Here is a 24049-nt window from a genome sequence, read left to right on the forward strand (position 1 = left end):
CACCGTGCAGACGCTCGTCACGAATCTGAACTCCCTGTGGAAGGTGGTCGCGGTGTCCCTGGTGCTGGGCGCCGGGCTGCCGATCGTCTTCGCCCTCGGGGTGCGGCTGTGGTCCGCCGCCGATACCGTCGACGGCGAGGGCGGCGTCGCCCGCCGGAACTATCCGGCGCTGGCCGGCGCCTACGCCTGCTTCGCGCTGATCGTCGTCGCGATCGTCACCGGGATCCTCTACACGGCGAAGGCGTTTCTCGCCGCCAAGTTCGGCATCCACCTGTTCGGAGAGTCCTGAAGGGCGCTGCATTGACCGATCACAACCAAACCTCACGCCCCAAGGTCCTCGGCCGCGTCCTCGGCTGGTTGCGCGCCGGATATCCGCAGGGCATTCCGCAGTCGGACTACGTCGCGCTGTTCGCGGTGCTGCACCGCCATCTCACCGACTACGAGGTAGCCGCCGTCGCTCAGGAACTGGCAGCCGGCAATCCCGACTCCGAGATCAGCCACGAGGACATCGTTGCGGCGATCGCCAGGATCGCCAAGGAACAGCCGGACGAGCACGACGTCGCCAGGGTCGCCGCGCAGCTCGAGGCAGGCGGCTGGGCGCTCGCCGAACCGCTGACCGACGACGACTGAATCGAAAGCGTTCCGCGATGCCGCCTTTCCTGAACGCCATCATCGAGTGGCTGCGGGCCGGATATCCGGACGGTGTCCCGGAGTCCGACTACATCCCGCTGCTCGCGCTGCTGCGCCGTCGCCTGTCCGAGGACGAGGTCAGGCAGATCGCCACCGAGCTGATCGGCACCGGCGCGCTGCCCGCCGACGAGACCGACATCCAGGTCATGATCACCAAGGTGACCAACGAGATGCCTTCGGAAGACGACGTCGCAAGGGTGCGCGCCCGCGTGGAAGCCAACGCCTGGCCGGAGTACGGGAGCGGGTGAGCCTTTTCATGGCTTGGGCTCTCCGGATCGGTACCGCCAACGGGAAGACAGGGGCTGCTCGTGCGCCGACTCCGCATAGGTCTACCTGCCGGGGAGGTGGAGGGGGCCGGCGGCGCGCTGCGAGGGATCGGCGCCGCCGGCCCGGCGGGAGCAGGTGAGCCATTTCATGGCTGGGGCTCTCCGCGCCAGCACCGCCAACGGGAGGACAGTGGCTGCTCGTGCGCCGTCTCCGCACAGGTCTACCTGCCGGGGAGGGGGGAGCCGGTGAGCCTTCAATGGCTTGGGCTCTCCGCATCGGTACCGCCAACCGGAAGACAGTGGCTGCTCGTGCGCCGTCTCCGCACAGGTCTACCTGCCGGGGAGGTGGAGCGGGCCGGCGGCGCGCTGCGAGGGATCGGTGCCGCCGGCCCGGCGGGTGGTGGTCAGGGCAGTGAGCCACCGGGTCGGGAAAGGGAAGTGGAGCCGTCCGCGTGGAGCGCCGCGGGACCTTCCCTTCATCGACGGTGTCGATCCTGAGCCTGCCCGCTCGAGAACCGCCGTGACGGGAGCAGGTGAGCGTTTCATGGCTCGGGCTCTCCGAACCAGCACCGCCAACGGAAAGACAGGGGCTGCTCGTGCGCCACCTCCGCACAAGAGCACCTGCTAGGGAGGGCGACCACTGGGAGTCGGCTGTGAATGCGCCGACGCCGATGAGGACCCGCCCCGAACAGCGCACCCACCGATCACGATCCGCGCCGAACGGGGCTCACGCCGAACAGCATCCACGCCGAATGGAGCCCGCGCCGACAAGCATTCAGTCCCTGTCGAATTCGCCCGCGCGAATGCCCGCGGTGAGCGCCGCCCACTCGGCGGGCGAGCAGGCGAGCATCGGCCGGGCGCTCGCCTCGCCCCGGTACTTGGTATCCCGGACAAGCACCCGCCCCGGTTCGAACTTGACCTGCACGCAGGCCACCGAATCGCTGGAATACGACGACTTGAACCAGCCCGTCTCGGCTGACGACACGCTGCTCATAGCGTGATGCTACCGCGCCCCGCCGGATGCGCCGGACATCTTGCGCTTCAGCGCCGCAAACGATTCCTCGCGCGAAAGCGCTTGTTCGGCCATGGCGTTCGCGAACAACGTGTCGAGATGCCGCACCGGCTCGGTGTCCTCGATGACGCCGTGGTGGACCAGCGTCTCGGTCCACGCGACATCCGGCGGCACCGACTTGTCGAAGCCGAGCAGATGGAACGTCGCGCCGCCGAGCAAGCCGCCACCGGTCGCCTCGAACGGAATGATCCGCAAGTCGATGGTGTCCATGTGCTCCTCGAGCAGCGTCGCCAGATGGCGAACCTGATCGAACATGACCTCCGGACCGCCGATCTGCTGGGTCAGCGCGGCCTCGTTGACGATCGCGGTGACGCGCAACGGATCTGGGCCCTGGAGCCGCTGCTGGCGGCGCAGCCGGATCTCCACCAGCCGTTCGATCTCGACCTGACGGATCCGCGCGCGATCGTTGGCGATCAGCGCGCGGGCGTAGTCGGCGGTCTGCAAAAGGCCGGGGATCAGGATGCTTTCGTAGGTGCGCACGCTGTCGGCGCCGTGTTCGAGACCGTACAGGCGGCTGATCTCGTCAGACAGCAGGCCGGAGTAGCTCGTCCACCACCCGCGCTGCCTGGCGATGTCGCGAAGTTCGTGCAGCTCTTCACGTTCGGCCGCGTCGAAGTCGAGTAGCTTCATCAGCTCGTCGAGTTTGGATTCGGCTAGGACGCGTTCCTTCTCCACTTTCGACCAATAGGAGATGGAGAAGCCGAGCTCCTTGGCGATCGCGGACACGCTGACGTCGTTCTGCTTACGCCTCCGCCCGATGCGGAGCATCAGTTCCCGACGCGCGACCGTCGGCGAGAGTGGTGCCATCGTTGGATGGTGTCCTTCCAGCTCTAGCGATGCGTGGAGATGACCGTACTCCCCGCGGTGATCGGCTCGCACGACGCCGTTTCATTTTGTCAACTTGACGTACAGAGTGACGCTCACCTAGCCTCCTTGTGTCTCATGTCACATCGCGGGTGTGCTCCGGCCGGTCCCGCCCGGCGGGATCGAGGGGTGGATGTCTGTGCATGTTGTGGGTAAGTGCTGGATGGTCGGAGACCGGACGCCGCATCAGGCGCGGCGGGTCAGTGACGACACCTGGGTGGTGTCCTATCTACGCGGCCGGATGTTCACCACCGAGCAAGCAGTCGCCGCGATGCAGGCGGCGGACACGGTCGCCTTGATGGACGACCTGGCGTCACGGGTCGGTCTCACCGCGTTGGAGGCCATCGGCCTCGCGGTCAACGAAAGGCCTTGGGAGAAAGCGTTACCGCGCTCCGGGCGGTTCGCCCGGTAAGAGCGTCGTCCTGCACCACGATTCGAACAGGGGAATGCGCGGTGGAACCACTGCCATCGAAAAAGCAAGTGCTCAAGGCGTTTCGCGCCAAGCCGAGCGAGGAACATCCGGTTTTGCAATCCGCCCACACACTCGGGGAGCTGCACGTGCGGCGACTGCGCACCGAGGCCGACGCGACCGGGGACATCGATCAGAGCCGAGTGCACCTGGTGCTCGGCATCGATCGCTGGGTCGCCACCGAGCTGCCGCCCGCGCACGGCGGCGCGCACATGCACACCGAATCCGTCGGCATGGTGATCGATCGCCTCGCCCAGTTCTCCGCCCGCGCCTTCGCCTCGCTGGTGTCGGAACCGGATTGGATCGTGCACGACGACTGGGAACGGCTCGCCGAATTGGCGCTCGGCTACCAAGATTTGGCGCTCGAGGTGTCGGCGGGTATTCGTCGGCTGCCCTACCTCGGCGGCCCGTGCCGGTGAGGGCCGTATGGTCGGTTGGCGAGCAGGCGGAGGAAGTGCTCTACCTCGGCGCGAACGGCGGCGCGGCCCGGCGCGAGGTACTTGCGCGGGTCGGACAGTTCGGCGTCGCGGGTGACGGCGGACCGGACCGCCTCGGTCATCAGCACATTGAGCCGGGTCGCGATGTTGACCTTCGTCATGCCGTGCTCGACAGCGGCGCGCAGGCCGTCGTCCGGCACCCCGGAGGAGCCGTGCAGAACCAGCGGCACAGGGACTTTCGCGGCCAGCTTGGCGATCAGTTCGAGGTCGAGTTCGGCGGTGCGGGCGTGCATGGCGTGGGCGGAACCGACCGCGACGGCCAGTGCGTCGACGCCCGTCGCGGCGACGAATTCGACGGCCTCGTCCGGATCGGTGCGGACGCCGGGAGCGTGCGCGCCGTCCTTGCCGCCGATCTCGCCGAGTTCGGCTTCGACGAACACGCCGCGCTCACGGCACCGGCGCGCGACCTCGGCGGTGGCGGCCACGTTCGCGGCGTAGTCGAGCGTGGACGCGTCGAACATGACCGATCCGACGCCGAGTTCGACAGCGGCCGTGACGAGTTCGACGGAAGTGGCGTGATCCAAGTGCACCGCGATGGACGCGGAGCTGTCCGCGGCGATCCGTAAGCACGCCAGACCGAGCGGAGCCAGGGAGCCGTGATAGCGGACGGTGTTCTCCGAAATCTGCATGACCACTGGACGTTTCGCGTCCTCGGCGGCAGCGGCGATGGCCTCGGCGTGTTCCAGCGTGATCACGTTGAACGCGCCGAGGCCGCCGGGTCTCGCGGCCGCGATCAAATCCGGTACAGGGGTCAGCGGCATGGGTGGGTCTCCGCGGTCATGGCGTGGTCTCTTCGGATTCCGGGGCGGCGAGCTTGTCGATCCGGACGGTCGGTGCGAGCCGGGTGCGCAGGCAGCGGTCGATCTCCCCGGCCACCGGGATGACGACGGCCGCCGCCGCGGTGGCCACGGCGTCGGTGAGGATGGCCGCCCAGTCGGGTTCGGCGCGGGTTGACAGCGCCGCGATCACGGCCGCTGCCGCGGAATCGCCTGCGCCGGTGGGGTTTCCGGCCAGCGGCTCAGGCAGCGTCGCGACCCACGCGCCGTCGGCCGTCACCGCGATCATGCCCTTGGCGCCGCGGGTGGCAACGACGGCTCGCACGCCGCGATCGATCAGCGGGCGGGCGGCCGCAACCACCTCCTCCGGCGTACTCGGCGTGCGACCGGAAAGGCACTCCAGCTCCCCGGTATTGGGCATCAGTATCACTCCGGGGACCTCCGCCGCCAGCCGCAGCGCCTCGCCATCGACGTCGCAGATGGTCGGCACCCCCGCGGCGACCGCCGATCGGGCGAGCTCGGCGGGTAGGCCGGGATCTATCCCGCCCGGTAGCGATCCAGAGACGACGAGGCCGTTGATATCGGGTAGCAGGCCGGAGACCCGGATGGCGAGCTGCTCGGCGGCATGCGGATTCGAGACGCGAGCGCCGGGTTCCCACAGCGCGGTGGCGGTGCCGTCGCGGGACTCGCTGATCACCACCGTCCGCCGGACCCATGGCAGCGCGTGCACGAAGTCGACCGGCATCTCCAGCTCGGCGGCCGCCGCGAAGGCGTGATCGGAGAAACCGGTCGCCCTCGCGTACTTGCCGAGCTGGTTCAGCACCCGCGTCACGTTGATGCCCTTGCCGCCGATGCGCTGCTCGACGGAGCGGACGCGGTGCGCCTGTCCCCGCTCGAAACGCTCGACACGATAGGTCATGTCGTAAGCGGGATTCATTGTCACAGTGAGGATCACGTCAACCACTGTCCACGTCTGAGCACCCGGCGCAACTGTAGGTCGTCATCGACAATCAGCAGGTCGGCGTACTGGTCGGTCCGGAGATCGCCCACGTCGGACAGTCCGGCGGCGGCGGCTGGTACGGCGGTCGCGGCGCGCACCGCGTCGGGCAGCGGCACGCCGCAATCCCGGACCGCCCAGGAAAGGCATTGCGCCAGAGTCGAAGTACCGCCCGCGATCGACCTGTTGGCCACTCGGGCCACACCGTCGATCACCCGGACGGCTTGCGGCCCCAGCTGATACTCGCCGTCGGGCATGCCCGCGGCCTGCATGGCGTCGGTGATCAGCGCGACCTGTCGTGGCGCGGCCGCGAAAACCATTGCGCCGAAACCCGCGTCGACGTGCACCCCGTCGCCGATCAGCTCGACCACCGCGTGGGCGTGGGCGGCGGCCGTCAGCGCCGCGGCGATCGGTCCCGCGTTGCGGTGGTGCAGCGGCGGCATACCGTTGGCCAGGTGGGTCACCAGGCGCGCCGATCCAGTCGGCGCGAGTGCCTGCTGGAAGCGCGCGAAATCGGTGTCGCTGTGGCCGAGTGAGATCACCACGTCGTTGTCGGTGAGGAGCCGCGCGACCGCGTCGTAGCCGGGCAGCTCCGGCGCGATGGTGCAGACGCGCAGGTGTCCGTCGGCGGCGGCAAGCATCTCGTCGGTCAGTGCCGGGTCCGGGTCGCGCAGGTAGCGCGCGTCCTGGGCGCCACAGCGGGCGATCGCGAGAAACGGTCCCTCGGCGTGGATTCCGCCGATCGTGCCGTCGGCGGCGAGGCCGCGCAGTGTCGCGATCTGGGCGACCATGTCGGCCGCGGGGCCGGTGACCACGCTGGCGAGCACCGTCGTCGATCCGCGCGAGTGGTGGAATCCGGCGGCCGCGCGCGCTTCGTCCGCGTCGACGGTGTCGAAGCGGTGGCCGAAGCCGCCGTGGTTGTGGATGTCCACCAGGCCGGGGACGATCAGGCCGGAGAACTTCGGTGGGGCCGAATCCGGATGGAAGGCAAGCCATTCGGCCATCGGCCGGACCGCGACGATCCGGTCGCCTTGCACGGTTACGACGCCGTCGTTCAGGTCGAACGAGGCCGAGATGATTCGGCCGCGAATCTCGAGGCCGTTGGAGGTGCCGGTCATCGAGCCTCCGTTCGTTGGGGCGGACCGCTCCGCGATGGACTCCGCCGCGCGCTCACGTCAGTGCTCCGTGCCTGGCGAAGAGCGTGGCGCCGGCGAGCCCGGCGCGTGCGCCGAATTCGCCGAGCACCACCTTCGGCACCGGCACCACGCGGAGACGCTGCTCCAATGCCGCCTGCAATCGTTCGCTGAGCGCGGCGCCCGCACCGGCCAACCCGCCGCCGAGCACGACGAGTTCGGGGCAGGCCGCGTGGATGATGCCGAGCAGTCCGTCCGCGAGCGCGGCGACGGCATCGTCCACCACCCGCACGGCGTGGGGATCGTCCGGCAGCCGTCCGAAAACCCGTGCCGCCCCGCTTACTTCACGACCGGACGAACGAGCGTAGTTGCGTGCGATGGCCGCGGCGGAGGCGAGAGTCTCCACGCAGCCGACATTTCCGCAGGGACAGGGCAATCCGTCGGCGGGCCGCACGGGGATGTGGCCGTATTCGCCCGCCTGCCCGAAGGCGCTGCGCACCAACCGGCCGCCGACGGAGAGCGTGCCGCTGACGCCGGTGCCGAGCACGATCACCAGAACGTCGCCGTGATCGCGCCCCGCGCCGAAACGCCATTCGGCCCAACCCGCGACGGCCACATCGTGTTCGATCAACACCGGCACGCCCCAGCGCCGGGTGAAGCGATCGCCGACGTGCACGTCGCGCCAGCCGACGTTGCCGCTGAAGACGGCGATCGATCGCGTGGTGTCGACGATGCCGGGCAGGAGGACCGCGGCCCGGCCGAGCCGGTCGCGCCGATCCGCAGGCAATTCGGCGAGCAAGCTGTCGCCGAGATCGCCCATCGCCGCGAACGCCGTCTCACCGCGCGGGGTCGGCACCGTGCCCGCCGCGAGGATCGCGCCGGAGGCGTCGGCGATCTCGCCTTTGATGGTGGTACCACCGACGTCCAAACCCAGCGTGAGCGCATTCGCGTCCAAGATCGTCGCCGGAGTGCTCGGCGTCGGTGCGTCGGAGCCTGCTGGCGACGCCTCGGTGCCCAGCGTCGACGCATTCGAACCTGGCGCATCAGAACCGGCCGCGCGTCCGCCCGGCTCGCGGCTGTCCGCGCCGAGCGCAGGCGCGGGTGCGCTGCCGCCGACGCGATGCCTGTCCATCTCCGGGAGCGTAGTTACTCTCAGCAACCTTGTCGTCGGCGGCTCCGGAATGCGGGGCGGGGGCGTGGACACGGCGGCGTACCGGTCACTGGTCCAGGACAACCGAGCGGTTCAGGCTGCGCGGATGGTCGGGGTCGAGGCCGAGGTCGGCGGCGCGCGCGACGCAGAGGCGGTGCACGCGGACCAGTTCCGCCATCGGATCGATGTCACGGTGTTCTAGGTGGGCCCCTGTGGCGGCGACGTCGGCGGCGAAATCCGGGATCAGCGGCCCGAGCGCCCAGACCGCGCGACCGGGAGCGGCGATGCTGATCGGGCCGTGCCGGTATTCCGTCGCGAGATACGACTCGGCCCAGGACTGGCAGGACTCGCGCAGCTTGAGCCCGGCCTCCTCGGCCAGCGCGCCCGCGAAACCCATGCCCACGAACGTGATCTGCTCCGCCCAGCGCACCCCGGCCAGCGATTCGGCGGGATCTTCGGCCAGGACGGCGCGCGCCTGTTCGACGGCGGGGCCGAGGTCCTCGCCGAGATGCCAGCGCAGTATCGCGAGCGTGGTAGTGGCGAAACGGGTCTGCACGACAGATTCTTCGTCGACCTCATCGATGAGGATGGGATCGCCCAGCTCCAGCACCGGGGTGCCGGGACTGCTGCAGATCACCGTGCGCGGGATGTGCGACGGGATCTCGCGCATCGCCGAGACCACTTCGGTGGTGGTGCCCGATCGGCAGATGACCAGGTAGCGGTCGTAGTCGCGGCCGCCGCGCACCTGACTGGCCGGCCACGCGTCGGTCAGGCCCTGGCCCGCATCCTCGCGTAGCGCGGCGATGGCGCGCGACATGAACAGTGAAGTGCCGCAGCCGATCACGGCGAGTCGTTCGCCCGGCTGCGGGAGCAGGGCCTGGTGGTCGGCGGCGATCGTTGCGGCGCGTGCCCAGTCGTCGGGCTGGGTGGCAACCTCGGCGGCCAGGTGGGATGCGGTGGCGTGGTCAGCGGGCGGCACGAGAACAGAATCGCCCCGATGATCGTTCGTGTCAAATATCTGATCAAAACGGTCATGTTCGATCACGGTTCGCGCTAGATTCAACCGGTCGACACGTTTTGCTTCATCATCGGCGGTCGGTAGGCGCCGGGGGTGCAGATTCGAAAGGTTCGCTTCGTGAAACGACCACTCCACCGCCTGCTCACGGGCGCCGCGCTGGCCACCGGCCTCGCCGTCGCGGTCGCCTCGTGCGGCTTCGGCTCCAACGATTCCGCCGACTCCGACACCACGATCAACTTCCTGGCCCCGGTCTACAGCGACGGCGCCACCGGAACCAAGGCGCTCTGGGACGGGATCATCGCCGATTTCGAGCGACAGAATCCCGGCCTGAAGGTGAATCTCCAGCTGGAATCATGGAACTCGATCAACGACGTGGTGCGGACCAAACTCCAGTCACCCTCCACCACGCCCGACATCCTGAACATCGACGCCTACGCCAGCTTCGCGGGTGACGGAATGCTCTACCCCGCAGCCGAAGTCGTCTCTCCGCAGGTGCTCGCGGACATCCAGCCCGGCTTCGCGAAGAACGCCTCGCTCGACGGAACCCAGTACGCGCTACCGCTGTTCGCCTCCACCCGCACGCTGTTCTACAACACCGACCTGTTCGCGCGCGCCGGCGTCGCCGCGCCGCCCAAGACCTGGTCCGAGCTGACCGAGGCCGCAGCGAAGATCCAGGCGCTCGGCGATGGCGTCTCGGGTTACGGTCTGCCGCTCGGCAGCGAGGAGGCGCAGGGCGAGACCTCGATCTGGACCTTCGGCGCAGGCGGCGACTGGTCCAACGGCGGCGATATCACCGTCGACACTCCCGCCAACCTGGAGGGTGTCCGGGCGATGCGCACTCTCATCGATGCCAATGCGACGCAACCGAATCCGGGCGCGACCGACCGCAAGGACGTGATCAACGCCTTCATCCAGGGCAAGGTCGGCATGATCGAGGGCCTGCCGCCCACCATCGGCCAGATCGCCGCCAAGAATCCCGAGCTGAAGTACGCGACCGCGCCGTCGCCGACCAAGTCCGGCCAGCCGGTGACCCTCGGCGTCGCCGATCACCTGATGGCATTCAAGAAGGACGGCAGGAAGACCGAGACGATCAAGAAGTTCCTCGACCACTTCTACTCCGCGAGCGTCTACGCGAACTTCGTGAAGCACGAGGGCTTCATCCCGATCACCCAGAGCGGCGCGGCCGAGCTGGCGCAGGATCCGGTCACCAAGGCGTTCGCAGCGACGCTTCCGGTGGCCAAGTTCTACCCGAGCAACAACCCGAAATGGGCGGCCGCGCAGGGCGCCATCCGGCAGCAGATGGGCACCATCGCGCAGGGCGCGGACCCGGCACAGGTGCTGGCCCGCATTCAGGAAGCCGCGAAGTAGCGTGCGGCGCAATGCGATGCTGAGGGCGGTCCCGTGGCTCGGGCCCGCCCTGCTGCTGATCGTGGCGATCGTCGCGTTCCCGGTCGGCTACATGCTGTGGACGAGCACGAGGGACCTCAGCGCCTACGGTCAGGACCGTGGGCCCGCCGGGCTGGCGAACTTCCGCGCCCTGTTCGACATCGGTGAACTCGGCACGGTGCTCGCGCACACGGTGGTCTGGGTGGTCAGCGTCGTGCTGATCACCCTGGTGCTCTCGGCCGGGCTCGCCCAGTTCCTGAACAAGGACTTTCCCGGGCGCACCGCCGTGCGGATGGCGATCCTGGTGCCGTGGGCCGCCTCGGTGGTGATGACGACGACGATCTTCTACTACATGCTCGATCCAGACGTCGGCATCGCCAACCGGTTCCTCGTCGACATCGGGCTGCTGGATCGCGGTTACGGGTTCACCAAGCAGCCGACGCAGGCCTTCCTGGTGGCGATCGGCGTCGCGGTGTTCGTCTCGATACCGTTCACCACCTACACGATTCTTGCCGGGCTGCAATCGATTCCGGCCGAGATCGAGGAGGCGGGCCGAGTCGACGGCGCCGGTCCGTGGCAGCGCTACCGCTACCTCACGCTGCCGCAGTTGCGCCCGGCCATCGCCGTCGCGACCGTCATCAACATCATCAACGTGTTCAACTCGCTGCCGATCCTGCAGGTGATCACGGGCAGCATCGCGGGCTTCTCCGCGGACACCACGACGACGCTGACGTTCAAGCTCATCCGGCAGAACCAGCAGATCGACACCGCCGCCGCGATGAGCGTGCTGAACTTCGCGCTGATCGTGGTGATCATCGCGATCTACGTGAAACTGGTCCGGCCGACGCGGCAGGTGGACGCATGACCGCCGAGACCGAGGTCCGCGTGCTGGACGAAAAGCCCACCGCCACAACCGAAGAAGCGCCCGTCCGGGCGAAGCGCCGCCGCTGGGAGCTGACGGCGATCGGCGTCGTGATCGCGCTGATCTTCCTGACGCCGTTCGTCGTGATGGTGCTCGGCTCGCTGAAGAGCCGGGCCGAGATCTTGCGTATCCCACCGACCTACCTGCCGCAGACGTGGCATCCGGACAACTACGCGACGATGTGGGACACCCCCGAGACGCCGCTGCCGTTCAACATGGTCAGCACCGTCGTCATCGCCGTGAGCGCCACGGTGCTCGTGCTGCTCGTCGCGATCCCGGCCGCGTATCACACGGCGCGACACCGCTTTCCGGGTCGCGCGGCGTTCCTGGGTCTGGTGTTGATCACGCAGATGTTGCAGCCCACGGTGCTGGTGACCGGCCTGATCCGGCAGTTCTTCGCGCTGGGCATCAACGACACCTGGCTGGCCATGATCCTGGTGAACGCCGCGTTCAACCTGTCGTTCGCGGTGTGGATCCTGCACAGCTTCTTCGCCGCGATCCCGGTGGAGATCGAGGAGGCGGCCCAGCTCGACGGGCTGAACCGCTGGCAGATCCTGACCAAGGTCAGTCTGCCGCTGGTCTGGCCGGGCATCGTCACCGCCACCATCTTCACGATCGTCGCGTGCTGGAACGAGTTCGCGGCCAGCCTGGTGGTGCTGACCACGCCGGAGAATCAGCCGCTCTCGGTGGCGCTGACCAAGTTCGTCGGCCAGTACGACACGGCTTGGCAGTACGTGTTCGCGATCTCCACCGTCGGCATCGTGCCGGTGGTGATCCTGTTCGCGCTCATCGAGAAGCGCTTGGTCGCGGGATTGACCGCGGGCAGCGTGAAGTGATCGAAACCGCCTCCTGCCCAAGTGATGTCGATGTCGTCCGCTACGCGGTGACCAACGGCGGACACACTTGGCCCGGAGGCCACGCGCGTCTACCCGAGGTGCTGGTCGGCCCCGTCGGCCGCCAGTTCGACGCGGCGGAGACCATCTGGCAGTTCTTCGCCGCCCACTGACTCCGGCCGCCTCGCGCGCCCCGCCGGCGGCCCTCTTCGGCGGTAGCATCGATTGGTGGCACGGCAGGACGGCGCTCCCAAGGACGGTCGCAATTACGCGGGACTGTCCAAGGAGCAGCGGGTGGCGCAGCGGCGGACCAGGTTGATCGACTCGGCCCTGGAATTGTTCGGCACCCAGGGGTACGCCACCACCTCCATCGAGCGTCTGTGCACCCTCGCGAACGTCTCCACACGCAGCTTCTACGAGGATGTCGGCAGCCGCGAGGCGCTGCTGATCGCCCTGGTGGATCGGGTCACCACGCAGGCTGTCGCCCGTGCTGCGGAAGCGCTGGCGCGCACCGCGAACGAGCCGCTGTCGAGCCGGGTGGCCGCCGGTTTCCGCGCCTACCTCGAGGTGACCTGCGCCGACCGGCGGACCGCGCGGGTCTGCTACGTCGAAGTGGTCGGCGTCAGCGAAGCGGTGGAGGAATGGCGCAGGAAACAGCGCGGGCGCATCTCCTCGATGCTGATCGCCGAGGCCGAGCGCGCCGTCGAGCGTGGTGAGACCAAACCACGGCGCTTCGACCTGTTCGCGCTCGCGGTGATCGGCGCGGTGAACTCGTTGGCGCAGGAACTGGTGCAGACCACCCAGCCGGACGCGCGGATCTCGCTGGACGACATCTGCGAGGAAATCGCCTACGTGGTCAATTCCGGGCTCGCCGCGCAGTGAGTCACCGCGCGGTGCACGTTGGCAACCGGCGCGTGGAATCTCTACGGTTTGGCATCGTGGCTGTGGTCAGATTGTTCGCGTGCATGCAGAAACGGCACGTCGTCCGGGTCGGGGCGGTGTGAGATGACCGGACCGACGGATCGTCCGCAGCGGTGGAACCGGCTGCTCGAGCTGCTCGCGGAATCGGGGCGGCTGTCCGTGGAGGAGGCCGCCGAGCGGCTTCAGGTGTCGCCGGCGACCGTGCGCCGCGATTTCACCGCGCTGGCCGAACAGCAGCTGGCCACCCGGACCCACGGCGGCGTCGTTGCGACGACGGTCGCCTACGACCTGCCCGCCCGCTACCGGCAGACCGGCGGCGAGGCCAAACAGCGCATCGCCGAGCACGCCGCCGCGCTGGTCGACCCGACCGCGGTGGTCGGCATGAACGGCGGCACCACCACCACGGCGGTGGCGCGCGCGCTCGCCGGCCGCACGGATCTGGCCAATTCCGGTGACGACCAGCTCACCATCGTCACCAACGCGCTCAACATCGCGGCCGAGATGGTGCTGCGCCCGCACCTGCGCACCATCTGTCTCGGCGGGGTGGCGCGCCGGGAGTCCTACGAACTGCACGGCCCGCTCGCCGAGCGCGCCCTGACCGAATTGCGCTTGGACACATTGATTCTCGGCGTGAACGCGATCTCCGCCGAGGGTGGCGCGCAGTGCAGGCACATCGACGAGGCGGGCGTGACCACCGAGATGGTGCGCCGCTCCGGCCACGTCATGGTGGTCGCCACCTCCGACAAACTCGAACGCTCCGCCCTTGCGCGCATCTGCGGCATCGACCAGGTGCACGTCCTCGTCACCGACACCAGCGCCGACGCCTCCGCCGTCACCGCCATCCGCTCCGCGGGCGTCCGCGTGGACCTGGTGTAGGCCCCTTCCTGAAATCGAGGCCCGGCATGCGGGGTTGCTTCCGGCGGCGTCCAATGTGATCAGTCGGCCGCGCCGCGCCCGGCTGTCACCGGCACGGAGGTGGCGTCTCTCGATTCGGTGCGCATGGTGCGGACCCAGACGGCGAAACCCCAGGCGACGAAGCCCGCGTAGATCAGGTACAGGGTGGCCGATGGGTAGTAGCCCGCTTTCAGCAGGAGCGGGACGCCGACGATGTCGACGGCGATCCAGATCAACCAGAACTCGGCCAGGCCGCGGGCCATGCCGTAGGTGGCGAGTACCGAGCCGGTGAAGATCCAGGCCTCCGCCCACGGGCCGTAGGAGCCGATCCAGGCGAACAGCTGGGCGAAACCGGCCGTGCCGAGGAGCATGGCGGCGACCAGTAGCCAGCGTTCGCGGGTGGTGGCCCAGCGCGGGACGACGCCGCGGTGCTCGAGCCCGGTATCGAGGCGGGCGTGCCGATGCCACTGCCACCACCCGAACACACTCACCGCGATGAACATGAGCTGCCGCCCGGCCTGCCCGGCCATGTTCAGCTGCTGCGGTGTGTTGAAGATGCCGCCGACGAACACGGTGAACAGCAGCGCGTTGCCCGCGATGCCCACCGGCCACGCCCACACCCGCCGCCGCATGCCGCCCACGGCGGCGGCCAGGCCGAACCCGTTGCCGATGATCTCGCGCCAGAGGATCGCCGAGCCCGCGATGTGCAGTTCGGCGTCGAGCAGGGTGCTGAGCGGGTCCACCTGGTGTGCAACCAGGGCGGTGCGCGATCTCATCCGCGAGGAGCGAGTTTCGCTCGGCGTGATGCGAAAGGTCCGTGGTGTGCGGTCGGCGACCGGTTCGCCGCACCTGGCCGCGAAATACCCTCGGCGCGTAACGATTGCGCAATCTGGCCACGCGAATCGCAATATCGGTGCAATCGGGCCCTTCTATGGTGACCGAATGAGCGAGCACGCCGGGGGGACCGGTATCCACATCAGCGGGCTGAGCAAGTCCTTCCGTGCCGGTCGGCGCACGGTGCACGCCTTGGACGGCGTGGATCTGCATACCGAGCAGGGTGCGTTCCTGTCGCTCCTCGGTCCTTCCGGCTGCGGAAAGTCCACCGTGCTGCGGATTCTGGCCGGATTGGAGGACCCGACCACGGGCACCGCGCTGATCGACGGCCTGACGCCCGCGCAGCTGCGGGGGCGTCACGAACTCGGCATCGCTTTCCAGGACGCGGCGCTGCTGCCTTGGCGCTCGGTCGAATCCAATATCGAGCTGCCGTTGCAGGTGGCCGGTCTGAAACCGGATCCCGCGCAGATCGCCGACCTCGTCGCGCTGGTGGGATTGGAGGGATTCGAGAAGGCCAAACCCGCGCAGTTGTCCGGCGGCATGCGGCAGCGCGTGTCCATCGCGCGTGCGCTGGTCGTGCAGCCGACCGTGCTGCTGCTCGACGAGCCCTTCGGCGCGCTGGACGACATGACCAGGCAGAAGCTCAACTTGGAGCTACTCCGGATCTGGACGGAGAAACCCGCGACCACGTTGATGGTCACGCACGGCATCGCCGAGGCGGTCTTCCTCTCCGACGTGGTGGCGGTGATGAGCCCGCGCCCTGGCCGGGTGCTCGAACTGGTGGAGATCGATCTGCCGCGGCCGCGCCTGCCGGAGATGATGCGCACCCCGGAGTTCCACAAGTTGTCCGACTATCTCTCCGAACTGCTGTTCGGCAAGACCGGTGCGGGCGGCGTCGCCTTCGAACACGGCGACCGTGCCCCCGATGCGGGCGGTGTGTCGTGAAGCGGCTCGGCGGATTGCTCGGCATCCTCGGCCTCGTCGGGGTGTGGTGGCTCGCCGCGGCGCTCGACCTCGCGGGCGGCACCATCCCGAGTCCGTGGCGGGTTGTGCACACGATGTACACCGACGGCTGGCAGCTGTACGGCCCGAACTTCGAGATCACCGCGATCGGCGCGCTGAAGGGATTCCTCTGGGGCAACGCGCTGGCCATCGGCCTCGCCGTCACGGTGGCGCTGATCCCGCAATTCGAATCGCTGGCCACCCAGCTGGCGATCCTGTCCTACTGCACGCCGCTGCTCGCGCTCGGCCCGATCATTCTGGTCGTCTTCGGCGGACGCACGCCGACGGTGTTCCTCGCCGCGATGTACTGCTTCTTCACCACGATGGTCGGCGCCCTCGCCGGTCTGCGCTCGGCCGATCGGGCGAGCCTGGAGCTCGTGCGCGCCTACGGGGGCGGGCGCTGGCAACGGCTCTACCGGGTTCAGCTGATCGCCGCGCTCCCGAATACCTTCGCGGCGTTGAAGATCGCCGCGCCCTCGGCCGTGCTCGGCGCCATCATCGGGGAGTATCTGGGCGGCGTGGACAGCGGGATCGGCGTCGCGCTGACCGCCGCGCAGACCGCCTACAACGTGCCGCGCACCTGGGGAATGGCGCTGGCCGCCGCGGCGCTGGCCGGTCTCGGCTACGCGATCGTGGCGGTGGTGGCGCGGCTGGTCATGCCGTGGACCGGGGAGGAGGCGCGATGACCGTGCTGCGTCGCCTCGGCGCGTTCCTGTTCCCGCTGGTGACCTCGCTGCTGTTGATGCTGGTCATCTGGTGGGCGTTCCTGGCGGCCTTCCCACAGGTGGGTCCGCGGGTGGGTAAGACCCCCGGCGATGTGTGGCGTTATCTGGTCACCTCGCCCGGCGCTCCGCAAGCACGCGCGGCCATCCTCGACAATCTCCAGATCACGCTGCGTGACGCGGCGCTCGGCTTCGGCGTCGGCATGGCGGCGGCCGTCGCGCTCGCCGCCCTGTTCGTGTCGTTCCGCGCCGTGGAGCACACGCTCATGCCGGTGGCCATGCTGCTGCGTTCGGTGCCGCTTGTGGCGCTCACGCCGATCATCGTGCTGGTGTTCGGCCGTGGGCTGGGCGGGGTGACCGTGATGGCCGCGATCGTCGTGCTCTTCCCGGCCCTGGTGATGATCATGACCGGACTGCGCAGCGCGCCCCGCCAGGCGATGGAACTCATCGCGGCGTACGGCGGTTCGAGGTGGACGGCGCTGCGGATGGTGGCGGCGCCCGCGGCGCTGCCCGCGGTGTTCGCGGCGGCGCGAATCTCGGTGCCCGGCGCGCTCATCGGTGCGTTGATCGGTGAATGGCTCGGCAGCGGAACGGGTCTCGGAGCCAGTCTGATCCGTGCGATTCCCACGTTCCGGTACAACGAGCTGTGGGCGTCCATCGTGATCGTCACGCTGGTGTCGGTGCTGCTGTACGCGATCGTGGGCGTCGTCGAGAACCTGGTGCTCGCCCGGTTCGGCCCCGATGCCGGACGCGACTGATCGTCGCGATTCGGTATTGGGAACCTCGAAGTAAAGAAAACGAAACCGAATCCCCCTAAATTCAGCCCATGACACCCGTGCAACGCTCTTCGTTCGGGGCGAACCTGAACCGCAGGTCCTTTCTTCGTTATTCGGCACTCTCGGGGGCCGCGCTCGGCGGCGTCGGTGCGCTCGCCTCCTGCGGCGACGACGCGGGCGGCTCGTCGAGTGGCTCCATCCCGGACGGCTCCCGCTTCGGCACCGTCGCGATCCAGCTGTCCTGGATCAAGAACATCGAATTCGCGGGTGAGTATTTCGCCGATTCCCGCGGCTATTTCCGGGAAGCCGGGTTCGGCTCGGTGAATCTGCTGGCGGGCGGCGCGGCGAGCACGTCGGTGGAGGCCGGGCTCGACACCGGAAAGGTGTGGCTCGGCCTCTCGGCGCCGCAGACCACAGCGCCCGCGATCCTCGAGGGGTTGCCCGCCAAGATCGTCGCGACCACCTATCAGAAGAACCCGTTCGCGATCGTCAGCTCCGCGGCGAAGCCGATCAACTCCCCACAGGACATGAAGGGCCGCAAGATCGGCGTGCAGGACACCAATCAGCTGATCTTCACCGCGCTGTTGACCGCCAACGGCATGAAGCCGGGCGACGTGACCATCGTGCCCGCGCAGTTCGACCCGACGCCGCTGGCGAACGGCGAGGTGGACGGCTGGGTCAGTTACGTGACGAACGAGCCGATCACACTTGCCGCCAAGGGATTTCCGAACGCGCATTTCCTGTTCGCCGATTTCGGCTTGCCGCTGGTCGCGGAGACGCTCACGGTGAAGCAGTCCACCATCGACAACGAGCGAGAGAAGCTCAAGGCGTTCCTCACCGCGGAGATCAGGGGCTGGAAGGACGCGGTCGCCGCACCGGCCGAATCGGCGCGCCTCGCTGTCGAGACGTACGGCAAGGACCTCCAGCTCGACCTGGCCGAGCAGACCCAGGAGGCCATCGCGCAGAACGACCTGGTGGTCTCCGCCGATACCGCCGTGAACGGTCTGCTCACCATGACCGACGCCCTGATCGAACAGAACATCGCCGCGCTGCGCACCGCGAAGATCGACATCCGAGCCGACCAGCTGTTCGACCTCTCGGTGTTGCGCGAGGTCTACGCGGAGAATCCCGACCTGAAGGGCTGAGCGCCCCGCCGTGTCACAAGCCGACGGTGGCCCGCGCGCCGAACGCCTGCTCGGCGTGGATCACCTCGGCGTTCCCCGACTGCTGACGCCCCGACCGGCCGGATCGGGCGGCCAGCAGTTCGGCGGCGATGGCCACGGCGGTTTCGGCCGCCGTGCGCGCGCCGACGTCCAGGCCGGCGGGGGAGTGCAGGCGCGCGAGCGTCGTCTCGTCGAAACCGCCCGCCCGCAGGTCGTCCAGGCGCCTGGCGTGCGCCGAGTACGAGCCCGCCGCACCGAGGTAGCCGAGCTCCGGCAAGCGCAAAGCCACAGTGAGCAACGGGATTTCGAACTTCGGATCGTGCGCGAGGACGACAATGCCTGTGGTGGAGTCGATTTCGCCTGCGGCCGAAAGAGTGTTCAGGTAGCGGTGCGGCCAGTCCACCACCACTTCGGCGCCGGGGAAGGACTCGGGCGTGGCGAACTCCTCGCGCGAATCGCAGATGGTGACGCGGTAGCCGAGCAGCCTGGCCTGTACGGTCAGCGCCGCGGCGTAGGAGTTGGCGCCGAAGATGATCAATCGCGGCGGCGGAGCGAAGGACGAGATGAACACGTCGGATTCGGGCAGCGCGACCAATTCGGTGTTGTGCCGCTGACCGGTGATCAGGTGCTGGCCGATCACATCGGGGTCTGGGTTCCATACCACGGTGAACACCGTAACCCGCCGGTGCGCGGCGATTTCGGATGCGACAGTGGGGAATTCGGGAAAGTCCCGCCGGGAGAACGGCTCGGCGAAGACGTCGATCATGCCGCCCGCCTCCATGCCTGGTTCGCCGGGCGGCACGGGTAGGCGGTGCATGGCGCGCTGCCCGGTGCGCGCCGCGGTCACCGCGGCTTCGTGCATCGCGGTCTCCACCGAGCCGCCGAGTCCGGATCCGTACACGGCGCCGTTGGCGTCGACCAGCATCGCTGTGCCCACCGGCAGCCGCCCCGAACCCACGGTCCGCACGACGGTGGCCAGGCCACCGATCCGGCCCGAGTGCCATACCCGCAAGAGGTCATCGACGATGTCGCGCATCAGTTTCCGCTCCGATCAGCGTGCGTCGAGGCCGGGAAGTCATGATCCCTTCCCGTCGCCAAATCGTCGCACGTGACGCACACCATATCGTCTCTACTGGACAAATAGGTACGCGCTCCCGAATCTGCTGTCGCCTCGGCGCTCACCGAGGTCCAGTGCTTGTGGTCGATCACAACGGGGTGACCGGGTGTGTCGTGGAACACAGCGCGGGCCAGCCCGCTCGGTGCCGCCCGCTCCGCCGCGAGCACCCGCGCGACGACGTCGGCGCCGACGTCGGGGGTGTCCACCGGCATGATCGCGACGGCTCGCGCCCGGGTCCGCGCCGCCGCGCGCAGCCCCGCCCGAAGCGAGGCGCCGATCCCGGTCGCCCAGTCGGGCGCCCAGACGGGCACCGCGCCCGCGGGCAGTCCGACCGTCTCCGGCGCGGGTCCGGTGGCGCCGAGCACCACGATGACCGGCGCGCAGCCGCCGTCCCGCAGGGCGCGCACCGCGGCGCGCAGCCAGGCGCCGCCCTCGGCCAGCGCCTTGGGGCGGCCGTAGCGGGTGCCCGCGCCCGCGGCGAGCACGATGCCCGCGCAACCCGTGCGGGCGACCGGAGCGTTCCCGGCGCGATCCGATGCAGCCACGTGTCCCACGCTAGACCGCGCGCGTTGCCGGTGGGTTACCTGAAAGTGCCGGACAACCGGGGTGTGCGGTGAACCGCGAGCGGCGAGCCGTCGCCTTCGCTCGGATGGCCACGGCGGGCACGTTCGTCCGACACGCCGAAGGTGATCTCCGTCCTTCTGGTGGCGCGCCGGCTCGCGGTATTCGATGCTGGTTCGATGACGGACGAGGCGGCCGGAATCACCGGCTTCGACGCGCTGTCCGACGCGGCGGCCACCGACGCGTTGCTGGGCTGTTGCGTCTCGCCCGCCTGGGTTCGCGGGGTGCTCGCCGGGCGGCCGTACGGCAGCGCCGAGCGCCTGTACGAGACCGCCGACGCCGTGCTCGCCGCGCTGCCCGAGGACGAGATCGACCGCGCGCTGGCCGGGCATCCGCGCATCGGCGACCGGACGGACAGCGCGGCATCGGCGCGGGAGCAGTCCGGAGTGGCGGCGGCGACCGACACGGTGCGCGTGGCGCTCGCCGAAGGCAATCGCGCCTACGAACAGCGCTTCGGCCACCGGTATCTCGTCTGCGCGACCGGCAGATCCGGCGCGGAACTGCTCGACCTGCTCACCGCTCGGCTGCACAACGATCCCGCTACCGAAAGGGCCGTGATGCGAACAGAATTGGCGAAGATCAATCGAATCCGCTTGCGGCGGATGTTGGGAGAGACGGCATGAGCGAACGCGGTGCACGAATGATGCCGACGCGGGTCGCGCCTACCGGAGCCGAGTGCCGGCGAGACGCAGGTCCGAGCGAACATGTACCCAGGTGGCAGACACCCGACCGAAGGTCACCTTCAGCGGCCCAGCCGCGGTCGGTGTCACCTTTGGTCCACCCAGCTGGTGAGCGGAAGCCGCAGTCATGAGCACCCTCGGCACGCACGTGCTGGACGCGGTGCGCGGCGTACCGGCCGTCGGCGTGGCCGTCACCCTGTATTTCGGCGACGCGTTGCTCGGCGCGGGCGCGACCGACGACGACGGCCGGATCGACGGACTGGGCGCCGAACTCGCGCCCGGCGTCTACCGCATCGTCTTCGACACCGGAACGTACTTCGGACGCCAGCACATCGAGACGTTCTACCCGGAGGTCTCCGTCGCGTTCGTGGTCGACCGAGAGCGGCACTATCACGTCCCGCTGCTGCTCTCGCCGTACGCCTTCGCCACCTACCGAGGGAGCTGAGCATGCCACTGTCCGGCCCGATCGTGCTGTCCGACAACCGATACGGCAAGGCGGAGAACCGGATCGTCCGTATCTACCGGGACGGCCCGCGCCACGAGATCCGCGATGTGAACGTCTCCACGGTGCTGCGCGGGGATTTCGCCGCCGCCTACACCGCGGGCGACCAGTCCGAGGCGCTGCCCACCGACAGCCAGAAGCAGACCGCCTACGCGTACGCGAAGAAGCCGGGCCTGCAACCCGTCGAGGACTACGCGCTGGCGCTGGCCCGGCATTTCGTCGACGACATCGAGCCGGTCGACAGCGCCACCGTCGAGGTGGACGAATATGCCTGGCAACGTGTTTCGGTCGATGGCGCCGAACACGACTTCACCTGGACGCGGCAGGGCCCGGAGGTGCGCACCGCGCGGATCACCGTGGCCGGTACGGGAGAAGCCCAGCGCGCGTGGGTGATCGGCGGCGTGAAGGATCTGATCATCCTGAAGTCGACCGATTCCGAGTTCGCCGACTTCCTTACCGACGAGTTCACCGTGCTGGAGCCGACCCGCGACCGCATGCTGGCCACCTCGTTGTACGCGCGCTGGCGCTTCGCCGACACCGAGGGCGTGGACTGGGACGCGATCTACGCCGGGATCCGCGCGCGGCTGGTGGCGGTCTTCGCCACGCAATATTCGAAAGCCTTGCAGCAGACGCTGTTCGAGATGGGCAAGGCGGTGCTGGAGTCGTTCCCGGCGCTGGCCGAGATCCGCCTCAGCGCGCCCAACAAGCACCACTTCGACTACGACCTGGCCAGGTTCGGCATCGAGAACCGCGGCGAGGTGTACTACGCGGCCGACCGTCCCTACGGCCTCATCGAGGCAACGGTGGCGCGCGCCGACGCGCCGGACGCCGGGCAGGCGTGGGCGCCGTGAAGCAGGCGGCGACCCTGGTGATCGACGGCTGCGCGGTGGCCACCGTGGACGCGGCGGGCACCGAGTATCGGCGCGGCCACGTGGTGGTGCACGGCAACCGGATCGGCGCGGTCGGGCCGGGCGACGCGCCCGCCCTGGACGCCCCGCGCATCGACGGTCGCGGCTGCCTGCTGACTCCCGGCCTGGTCAACACCCACCACCACCTCTATCAGTGGATCACCAGGGGGTTGGCCGCCGACGCGAGCCTGTTCGACTGGCTGACCGCGCTCTACCCGATCTGGGCGGGCATCGACGAGGAATCGGTACGGATCGCCGCCACCGGCGCGCTGGCCGCACTCGCGCGCACCGGTTGCAGCACGACCGCCGACCATCACTACCTGTTCCCGCGCGGCGGCGGTGACCTGCTCGGCGCCGAGATCGCCGCGGCCGCGACCGTCGGGTTGCGTTTTCATCCCTGCCGCGGCGCCATGGACCTCGGCGCGAGCGCGGGCGGTTTGCCGCCCGACTCCGTGGTGGAATCGCTGGACGCCGTTCTCGACGCGAGCGCCGACGCGATCGCGCGCTGGCACGATCCCTCCTTCGACGCCATGGTCCGGATCGCGCTCGCCCCGTGTTCGCCGTTCTCGGTGACGGCCGACCTGCTGCGTGAGTCCGCCGCACTCGCCAGGGCCGAAGGGGTGCGCCTGCACACGCACCTCGCCGAGACCCTGGACGAACAGGACTACTGCGCCGCCACCCACGGCTGCACGCCCGCAACGTATTTGGAGCGGCTCGGCTGGATCGGCGCGGACGTCTGGTACGCGCACGCCGTCCACCTCGACGACGCCGCGATCGCCACGATCGCGCGCACGGGCACCGGTATCGCGCACTGCCCCACGTCCAACGGCCGCCTCGGCGCGGGCATCGCCCGGGTTCCCGATCTGCTCGCCGCGGGCGCCGCGGTCGGACTCGGCGTCGACGGCGCCGCGAGCAACGAAGCGAGCTCGATGATCGAGGAACCCCGCAACGCCCTGCTCTACGCCCGCGCCGCCCACGGCCCCCGCGCGATGACCGTGCGGACCGCGCTCGAGCTGGCCACCATGGGCGGGGCGAGGGTCCTCGGCCGCGCCGCCGAGATCGGCTCCCTCGAACCCGGCAAACTCGCCGACCTGGCCCTCTGGCGCATGGACACCCCGGCCCACGCGGGCATCGACGACCCCGTCACCGCACTGATACTCGGCTCACCGCCCCCGCTGGCCGCCCTGATCGTGAACGGCCGCGAGGTGGTGCGCGACGGGGAGGTGCGCACGGTGGACGAGGAAGCGGCGGGCCGCGCCGTGGCGCGCGCTCGAGCCGCCCTTGTCGCCGGATCTGGGTGAAGGATTGGGCGACAACGGGATCGGGTCGACCGCCCGATCCCGTCGTCAGACCGCGAACACTGTCGTCCCCTCTGCGACGGTGGGCGCGGAGTCGTGATCGCCCGTGTCGTTCGGCGGGCACGGCAGCCGATCGGCGTTCCCGTCGGCGCGCAGCGCGAGCAAGCACATGACCTCGTGCAGCGTCAGCCCGAGCTGCGCGGCGTACAGTCGGCCGACCCCGAGGTCGAAGTACTCACCCGACTGCGGTTGGTCCAACAGGATCATCTCCGCGAGCGCGACGCCGACCAGCGCCTGCTCCCTGGTCAGCCGCCGTTCGGTCGGGAGGTAGGACAACACCCAGCGGCCCCTGCTCGGTTCCGGAAGGTCCACCCGGAACGCCGCCTCCAAGGCGACGTCACTCGTTATCAGCCATTCGGTAGCGGTAATCGCCATCGCGCGAACTCCTTTCGGTCGTCGCGGCTCCTTTCGTCCACTGCCCTCAACGATGTCACGGGTGGGCGGTGCGAAGCGATCCATTTCCGCGCGTGGATTGTTC

General features: G+C 69.1%; 30 protein-coding genes. 19 read left to right on the top strand and 11 right to left on the bottom strand.

What is annotated here, in order from left to right:
- Positions 1 to 4 precede the first annotated feature (4 nt).
- The 3 genes from FB390_RS08565 to FB390_RS08575 are packed head-to-tail and all read left to right on the top strand — an operon-like array spanning position 5 to position 938.
- On the top strand, positions 5 to 289 hold the full coding sequence (locus FB390_RS08565; protein WP_141808479.1) for a hypothetical protein: 285 nt from the start codon (positions 5 to 7) through the stop codon (positions 287 to 289).
- Between the two features lie 11 nt (positions 290 to 300).
- A complete protein-coding gene (locus tag FB390_RS08570) occupies positions 301 to 630 on the top strand; it encodes a DUF3349 domain-containing protein (RefSeq protein ID WP_141808480.1) in 330 nt (109 codons plus the stop codon).
- 17 nt (positions 631 to 647) lie between these two features.
- Positions 648 to 938 carry a DUF3349 domain-containing protein gene (locus FB390_RS08575; protein WP_141808481.1) on the top strand — a complete coding sequence of 97 codons (291 nt, stop codon included), beginning with the start codon at positions 648 to 650 and terminating at the stop codon, positions 936 to 938.
- A 793-nt stretch (positions 939 to 1731) separates the two neighbouring features.
- On the opposite strand, the gene FB390_RS08580 is transcribed toward FB390_RS08575, so the two are convergent.
- Positions 1732 to 1950 (bottom strand): DUF397 domain-containing protein, encoded by a 219-nt coding sequence (locus tag FB390_RS08580; protein WP_141808482.1) that lies wholly within the window; start codon positions 1948 to 1950, stop codon positions 1732 to 1734.
- 9 nt (positions 1951 to 1959) lie between these two features.
- Positions 1960 to 2835, bottom strand: coding sequence for a helix-turn-helix domain-containing protein (locus FB390_RS08585; protein ID WP_141808483.1), 876 nt, complete (start codon positions 2833 to 2835; stop codon positions 1960 to 1962).
- Between the two features lie 190 nt (positions 2836 to 3025).
- Here FB390_RS08585 and FB390_RS08590 point away from each other — a divergent pair, with 190 nt between their 5' ends.
- A complete protein-coding gene (locus FB390_RS08590) occupies positions 3026 to 3304 on the top strand; it encodes a hypothetical protein (protein WP_141808484.1) in 279 nt (92 codons plus the stop codon).
- Positions 3305 to 3345: 41 nt separating this feature from the next.
- Positions 3346 to 3780 carry a DUF4254 domain-containing protein gene (locus tag FB390_RS08595; protein WP_141808485.1) on the top strand — a complete coding sequence of 145 codons (435 nt, stop codon included), beginning with the start codon at positions 3346 to 3348 and terminating at the stop codon, positions 3778 to 3780.
- On the opposite strand, the gene FB390_RS08600 is transcribed toward FB390_RS08595, so the two are convergent.
- The 5 genes from FB390_RS08600 to FB390_RS08620 form a co-directional block, all read right to left on the bottom strand.
- Positions 3756 to 4619, bottom strand: coding sequence for a class II fructose-bisphosphate aldolase (locus FB390_RS08600; RefSeq protein ID WP_141808486.1), 864 nt, complete (start codon positions 4617 to 4619; stop codon positions 3756 to 3758). The genes FB390_RS08595 and FB390_RS08600 overlap by 25 nt on opposite strands.
- Positions 4620 to 4635: 16 nt before the next feature.
- Complete coding sequence (locus tag FB390_RS08605; protein WP_281292302.1) at positions 4636 to 5598, bottom strand: 1-phosphofructokinase; 963 nt, start codon at positions 5596 to 5598, stop codon at positions 4636 to 4638.
- Positions 5586 to 6749, bottom strand: a complete 1164-nt coding sequence (locus FB390_RS08610) for an N-acetylglucosamine-6-phosphate deacetylase (protein ID WP_141808488.1) — start codon at positions 6747 to 6749, stop codon at positions 5586 to 5588. The genes FB390_RS08605 and FB390_RS08610 overlap by 13 nt, the downstream gene beginning before the upstream one ends.
- Before the next feature lie 52 nt (positions 6750 to 6801).
- A complete protein-coding gene (locus FB390_RS08615; protein ID WP_141808489.1) occupies positions 6802 to 7896 on the bottom strand; it encodes an ROK family protein in 1095 nt (364 codons plus the stop codon).
- Positions 7897 to 7981: 85 nt separating this feature from the next.
- A complete protein-coding gene (locus FB390_RS08620; RefSeq protein WP_141808490.1) occupies positions 7982 to 8893 on the bottom strand; it encodes an SIS domain-containing protein in 912 nt (303 codons plus the stop codon).
- Between the two features lie 156 nt (positions 8894 to 9049).
- Here FB390_RS08620 and FB390_RS08625 point away from each other — a divergent pair, with 156 nt between their 5' ends.
- The 6 genes from FB390_RS08625 (at position 9050) to FB390_RS08645 (ending at position 13870) form a co-directional block, all read left to right on the top strand.
- Entirely contained in the window at positions 9050 to 10300 is a 1251-nt protein-coding gene (locus tag FB390_RS08625; protein WP_246123924.1) for an extracellular solute-binding protein, read from the top strand.
- Between the two features lie 16 nt (positions 10301 to 10316).
- Positions 10317 to 11183, top strand: coding sequence for a carbohydrate ABC transporter permease (locus tag FB390_RS08630; RefSeq protein ID WP_141808491.1), 867 nt, complete (start codon positions 10317 to 10319; stop codon positions 11181 to 11183).
- The gene (locus tag FB390_RS08635) at positions 11180 to 12076 is read left to right on the top strand and encodes a carbohydrate ABC transporter permease (protein WP_141808492.1); all 897 of its coding nucleotides are present in this window, start codon (positions 11180 to 11182) and stop codon (positions 12074 to 12076) included. Before FB390_RS08630 ends, FB390_RS08635 begins: the two co-directional genes overlap by 4 nt.
- The gene (locus FB390_RS33445; protein ID WP_185756976.1) at positions 12073 to 12246 is read left to right on the top strand and encodes a hypothetical protein; all 174 of its coding nucleotides are present in this window, start codon (positions 12073 to 12075) and stop codon (positions 12244 to 12246) included. Before FB390_RS08635 ends, FB390_RS33445 begins: the two co-directional genes overlap by 4 nt.
- Before the next feature lie 55 nt (positions 12247 to 12301).
- Positions 12302 to 12955, top strand: a complete 654-nt coding sequence (locus FB390_RS08640; protein WP_141808493.1) for a TetR/AcrR family transcriptional regulator — start codon at positions 12302 to 12304, stop codon at positions 12953 to 12955.
- A 123-nt stretch (positions 12956 to 13078) separates the two neighbouring features.
- On the top strand, positions 13079 to 13870 hold the full coding sequence (locus FB390_RS08645; protein ID WP_141808494.1) for a DeoR/GlpR family DNA-binding transcription regulator: 792 nt from the start codon (positions 13079 to 13081) through the stop codon (positions 13868 to 13870).
- A gap of 59 nt (positions 13871 to 13929) precedes the next feature.
- Here FB390_RS08645 and pnuC read toward each other — a convergent pair whose 3' ends face one another.
- Positions 13930 to 14664 carry a nicotinamide riboside transporter PnuC gene (gene pnuC, locus FB390_RS08650; RefSeq protein WP_141808495.1) on the bottom strand — a complete coding sequence of 245 codons (735 nt, stop codon included), beginning with the start codon at positions 14662 to 14664 and terminating at the stop codon, positions 13930 to 13932.
- 166 nt (positions 14665 to 14830) lie between these two features.
- On the opposite strand from pnuC, the gene FB390_RS08655 reads away from it, so the two are divergent.
- The 4 genes from FB390_RS08655 (at position 14831) to FB390_RS08670 (ending at position 18367) form a co-directional block, all read left to right on the top strand.
- The gene (locus tag FB390_RS08655; protein WP_141808496.1) at positions 14831 to 15667 is read left to right on the top strand and encodes an ABC transporter ATP-binding protein; all 837 of its coding nucleotides are present in this window, start codon (positions 14831 to 14833) and stop codon (positions 15665 to 15667) included.
- A complete protein-coding gene (locus FB390_RS08660; RefSeq protein ID WP_141808497.1) occupies positions 15664 to 16410 on the top strand; it encodes an ABC transporter permease in 747 nt (248 codons plus the stop codon). Before FB390_RS08655 ends, FB390_RS08660 begins: the two co-directional genes overlap by 4 nt.
- Positions 16407 to 17204, top strand: coding sequence for an ABC transporter permease (locus FB390_RS08665; RefSeq protein WP_141808498.1), 798 nt, complete (start codon positions 16407 to 16409; stop codon positions 17202 to 17204). Before FB390_RS08660 ends, FB390_RS08665 begins: the two co-directional genes overlap by 4 nt.
- Before the next feature lie 68 nt (positions 17205 to 17272).
- Entirely contained in the window at positions 17273 to 18367 is a 1095-nt protein-coding gene (locus FB390_RS08670; protein WP_141808499.1) for an ABC transporter substrate-binding protein, read from the top strand.
- A 13-nt stretch (positions 18368 to 18380) separates the two neighbouring features.
- On the opposite strand, the gene FB390_RS08675 is transcribed toward FB390_RS08670, so the two are convergent.
- Both FB390_RS08675 and FB390_RS08680 read right to left on the bottom strand, forming a co-directional pair.
- On the bottom strand, positions 18381 to 19421 hold the full coding sequence (locus tag FB390_RS08675; protein ID WP_141808500.1) for an XdhC family protein: 1041 nt from the start codon (positions 19419 to 19421) through the stop codon (positions 18381 to 18383).
- Entirely contained in the window at positions 19421 to 20047 is a 627-nt protein-coding gene (locus FB390_RS08680) for a nucleotidyltransferase family protein (protein WP_246123925.1), read from the bottom strand. The genes FB390_RS08675 and FB390_RS08680 overlap by 1 nt, the downstream gene beginning before the upstream one ends.
- 195 nt (positions 20048 to 20242) lie before the next feature.
- Here FB390_RS08680 and uraD point away from each other — a divergent pair, with 195 nt between their 5' ends.
- From uraD to FB390_RS08700, 4 genes are all read left to right on the top strand, one after another.
- Positions 20243 to 20746, top strand: a complete 504-nt coding sequence (uraD, locus tag FB390_RS08685; RefSeq protein WP_141808501.1) for a 2-oxo-4-hydroxy-4-carboxy-5-ureidoimidazoline decarboxylase — start codon at positions 20243 to 20245, stop codon at positions 20744 to 20746.
- A gap of 184 nt (positions 20747 to 20930) precedes the next feature.
- The gene (gene uraH / locus FB390_RS08690) at positions 20931 to 21248 is read left to right on the top strand and encodes a hydroxyisourate hydrolase (RefSeq protein ID WP_141808502.1); all 318 of its coding nucleotides are present in this window, start codon (positions 20931 to 20933) and stop codon (positions 21246 to 21248) included.
- 2 nt (positions 21249 to 21250) lie between these two features.
- On the top strand, positions 21251 to 22156 hold the full coding sequence (gene pucL / locus FB390_RS08695; RefSeq protein ID WP_141808503.1) for a factor-independent urate hydroxylase: 906 nt from the start codon (positions 21251 to 21253) through the stop codon (positions 22154 to 22156).
- The gene (locus tag FB390_RS08700) at positions 22153 to 23514 is read left to right on the top strand and encodes an 8-oxoguanine deaminase (protein ID WP_141808504.1); all 1362 of its coding nucleotides are present in this window, start codon (positions 22153 to 22155) and stop codon (positions 23512 to 23514) included. The genes pucL and FB390_RS08700 overlap by 4 nt, the downstream gene beginning before the upstream one ends.
- Positions 23515 to 23559: 45 nt before the next feature.
- Here the strand turns inward: FB390_RS08700 and FB390_RS08705 are convergent, their stop codons facing one another.
- Positions 23560 to 23946 (bottom strand): hypothetical protein, encoded by a 387-nt coding sequence (locus FB390_RS08705; RefSeq protein ID WP_141808505.1) that lies wholly within the window; start codon positions 23944 to 23946, stop codon positions 23560 to 23562.
- Between the last annotated feature and the right edge of the window lie 103 nt (positions 23947 to 24049).

The sequence above is a fragment of the Nocardia bhagyanarayanae genome (genome assembly GCF_006716565.1).
In the GTDB taxonomy this organism is placed as follows: Bacteria; Actinomycetota; Actinomycetes; order Mycobacteriales; family Mycobacteriaceae; genus Nocardia; species Nocardia bhagyanarayanae.

Coding starts and splice junctions, on each gene's coding strand:
- FB390_RS08575 (WP_141808481.1), top strand. CDS start 648: ATGCCGCCTTTCCTGAACGCCATCATCGAGTGGCTGCGGGCCGGATAT.
- FB390_RS08580 (WP_141808482.1), bottom strand. CDS start 1,950: ATGAGCAGCGTGTCGTCAGCCGAGACGGGCTGGTTCAAGTCGTCGTAT.
- FB390_RS08585 (WP_141808483.1), bottom strand. CDS start 2,835: ATGGCACCACTCTCGCCGACGGTCGCGCGTCGGGAACTGATGCTCCGC.
- FB390_RS08590 (WP_141808484.1), top strand. CDS start 3,026: ATGTCTGTGCATGTTGTGGGTAAGTGCTGGATGGTCGGAGACCGGACG.
- FB390_RS08600 (WP_141808486.1), bottom strand. CDS start 4,619: ATGCCGCTGACCCCTGTACCGGATTTGATCGCGGCCGCGAGACCCGGC.
- FB390_RS08610 (WP_141808488.1), bottom strand. CDS start 6,749: ATGACCGGCACCTCCAACGGCCTCGAGATTCGCGGCCGAATCATCTCG.
- FB390_RS08615 (WP_141808489.1), bottom strand. CDS start 7,896: ATGGACAGGCATCGCGTCGGCGGCAGCGCACCCGCGCCTGCGCTCGGC.
- FB390_RS08630 (WP_141808491.1), top strand. CDS start 10,317: ATGCTGAGGGCGGTCCCGTGGCTCGGGCCCGCCCTGCTGCTGATCGTG.
- FB390_RS08635 (WP_141808492.1), top strand. CDS start 11,180: ATGACCGCCGAGACCGAGGTCCGCGTGCTGGACGAAAAGCCCACCGCC.
- FB390_RS08645 (WP_141808494.1), top strand. CDS start 13,079: ATGACCGGACCGACGGATCGTCCGCAGCGGTGGAACCGGCTGCTCGAG.
- pnuC (WP_141808495.1), bottom strand. CDS start 14,664: ATGAGATCGCGCACCGCCCTGGTTGCACACCAGGTGGACCCGCTCAGC.
- FB390_RS08655 (WP_141808496.1), top strand. CDS start 14,831: ATGAGCGAGCACGCCGGGGGGACCGGTATCCACATCAGCGGGCTGAGC.
- FB390_RS08665 (WP_141808498.1), top strand. CDS start 16,407: ATGACCGTGCTGCGTCGCCTCGGCGCGTTCCTGTTCCCGCTGGTGACC.
- FB390_RS08670 (WP_141808499.1), top strand. CDS start 17,273: ATGACACCCGTGCAACGCTCTTCGTTCGGGGCGAACCTGAACCGCAGG.
- FB390_RS08675 (WP_141808500.1), bottom strand. CDS start 19,421: ATGCGCGACATCGTCGATGACCTCTTGCGGGTATGGCACTCGGGCCGG.
- uraD (WP_141808501.1), top strand. CDS start 20,243: ATGACGGACGAGGCGGCCGGAATCACCGGCTTCGACGCGCTGTCCGAC.
- uraH (WP_141808502.1), top strand. CDS start 20,931: ATGAGCACCCTCGGCACGCACGTGCTGGACGCGGTGCGCGGCGTACCG.
- pucL (WP_141808503.1), top strand. CDS start 21,251: ATGCCACTGTCCGGCCCGATCGTGCTGTCCGACAACCGATACGGCAAG.
- FB390_RS08705 (WP_141808505.1), bottom strand. CDS start 23,946: ATGGCGATTACCGCTACCGAATGGCTGATAACGAGTGACGTCGCCTTG.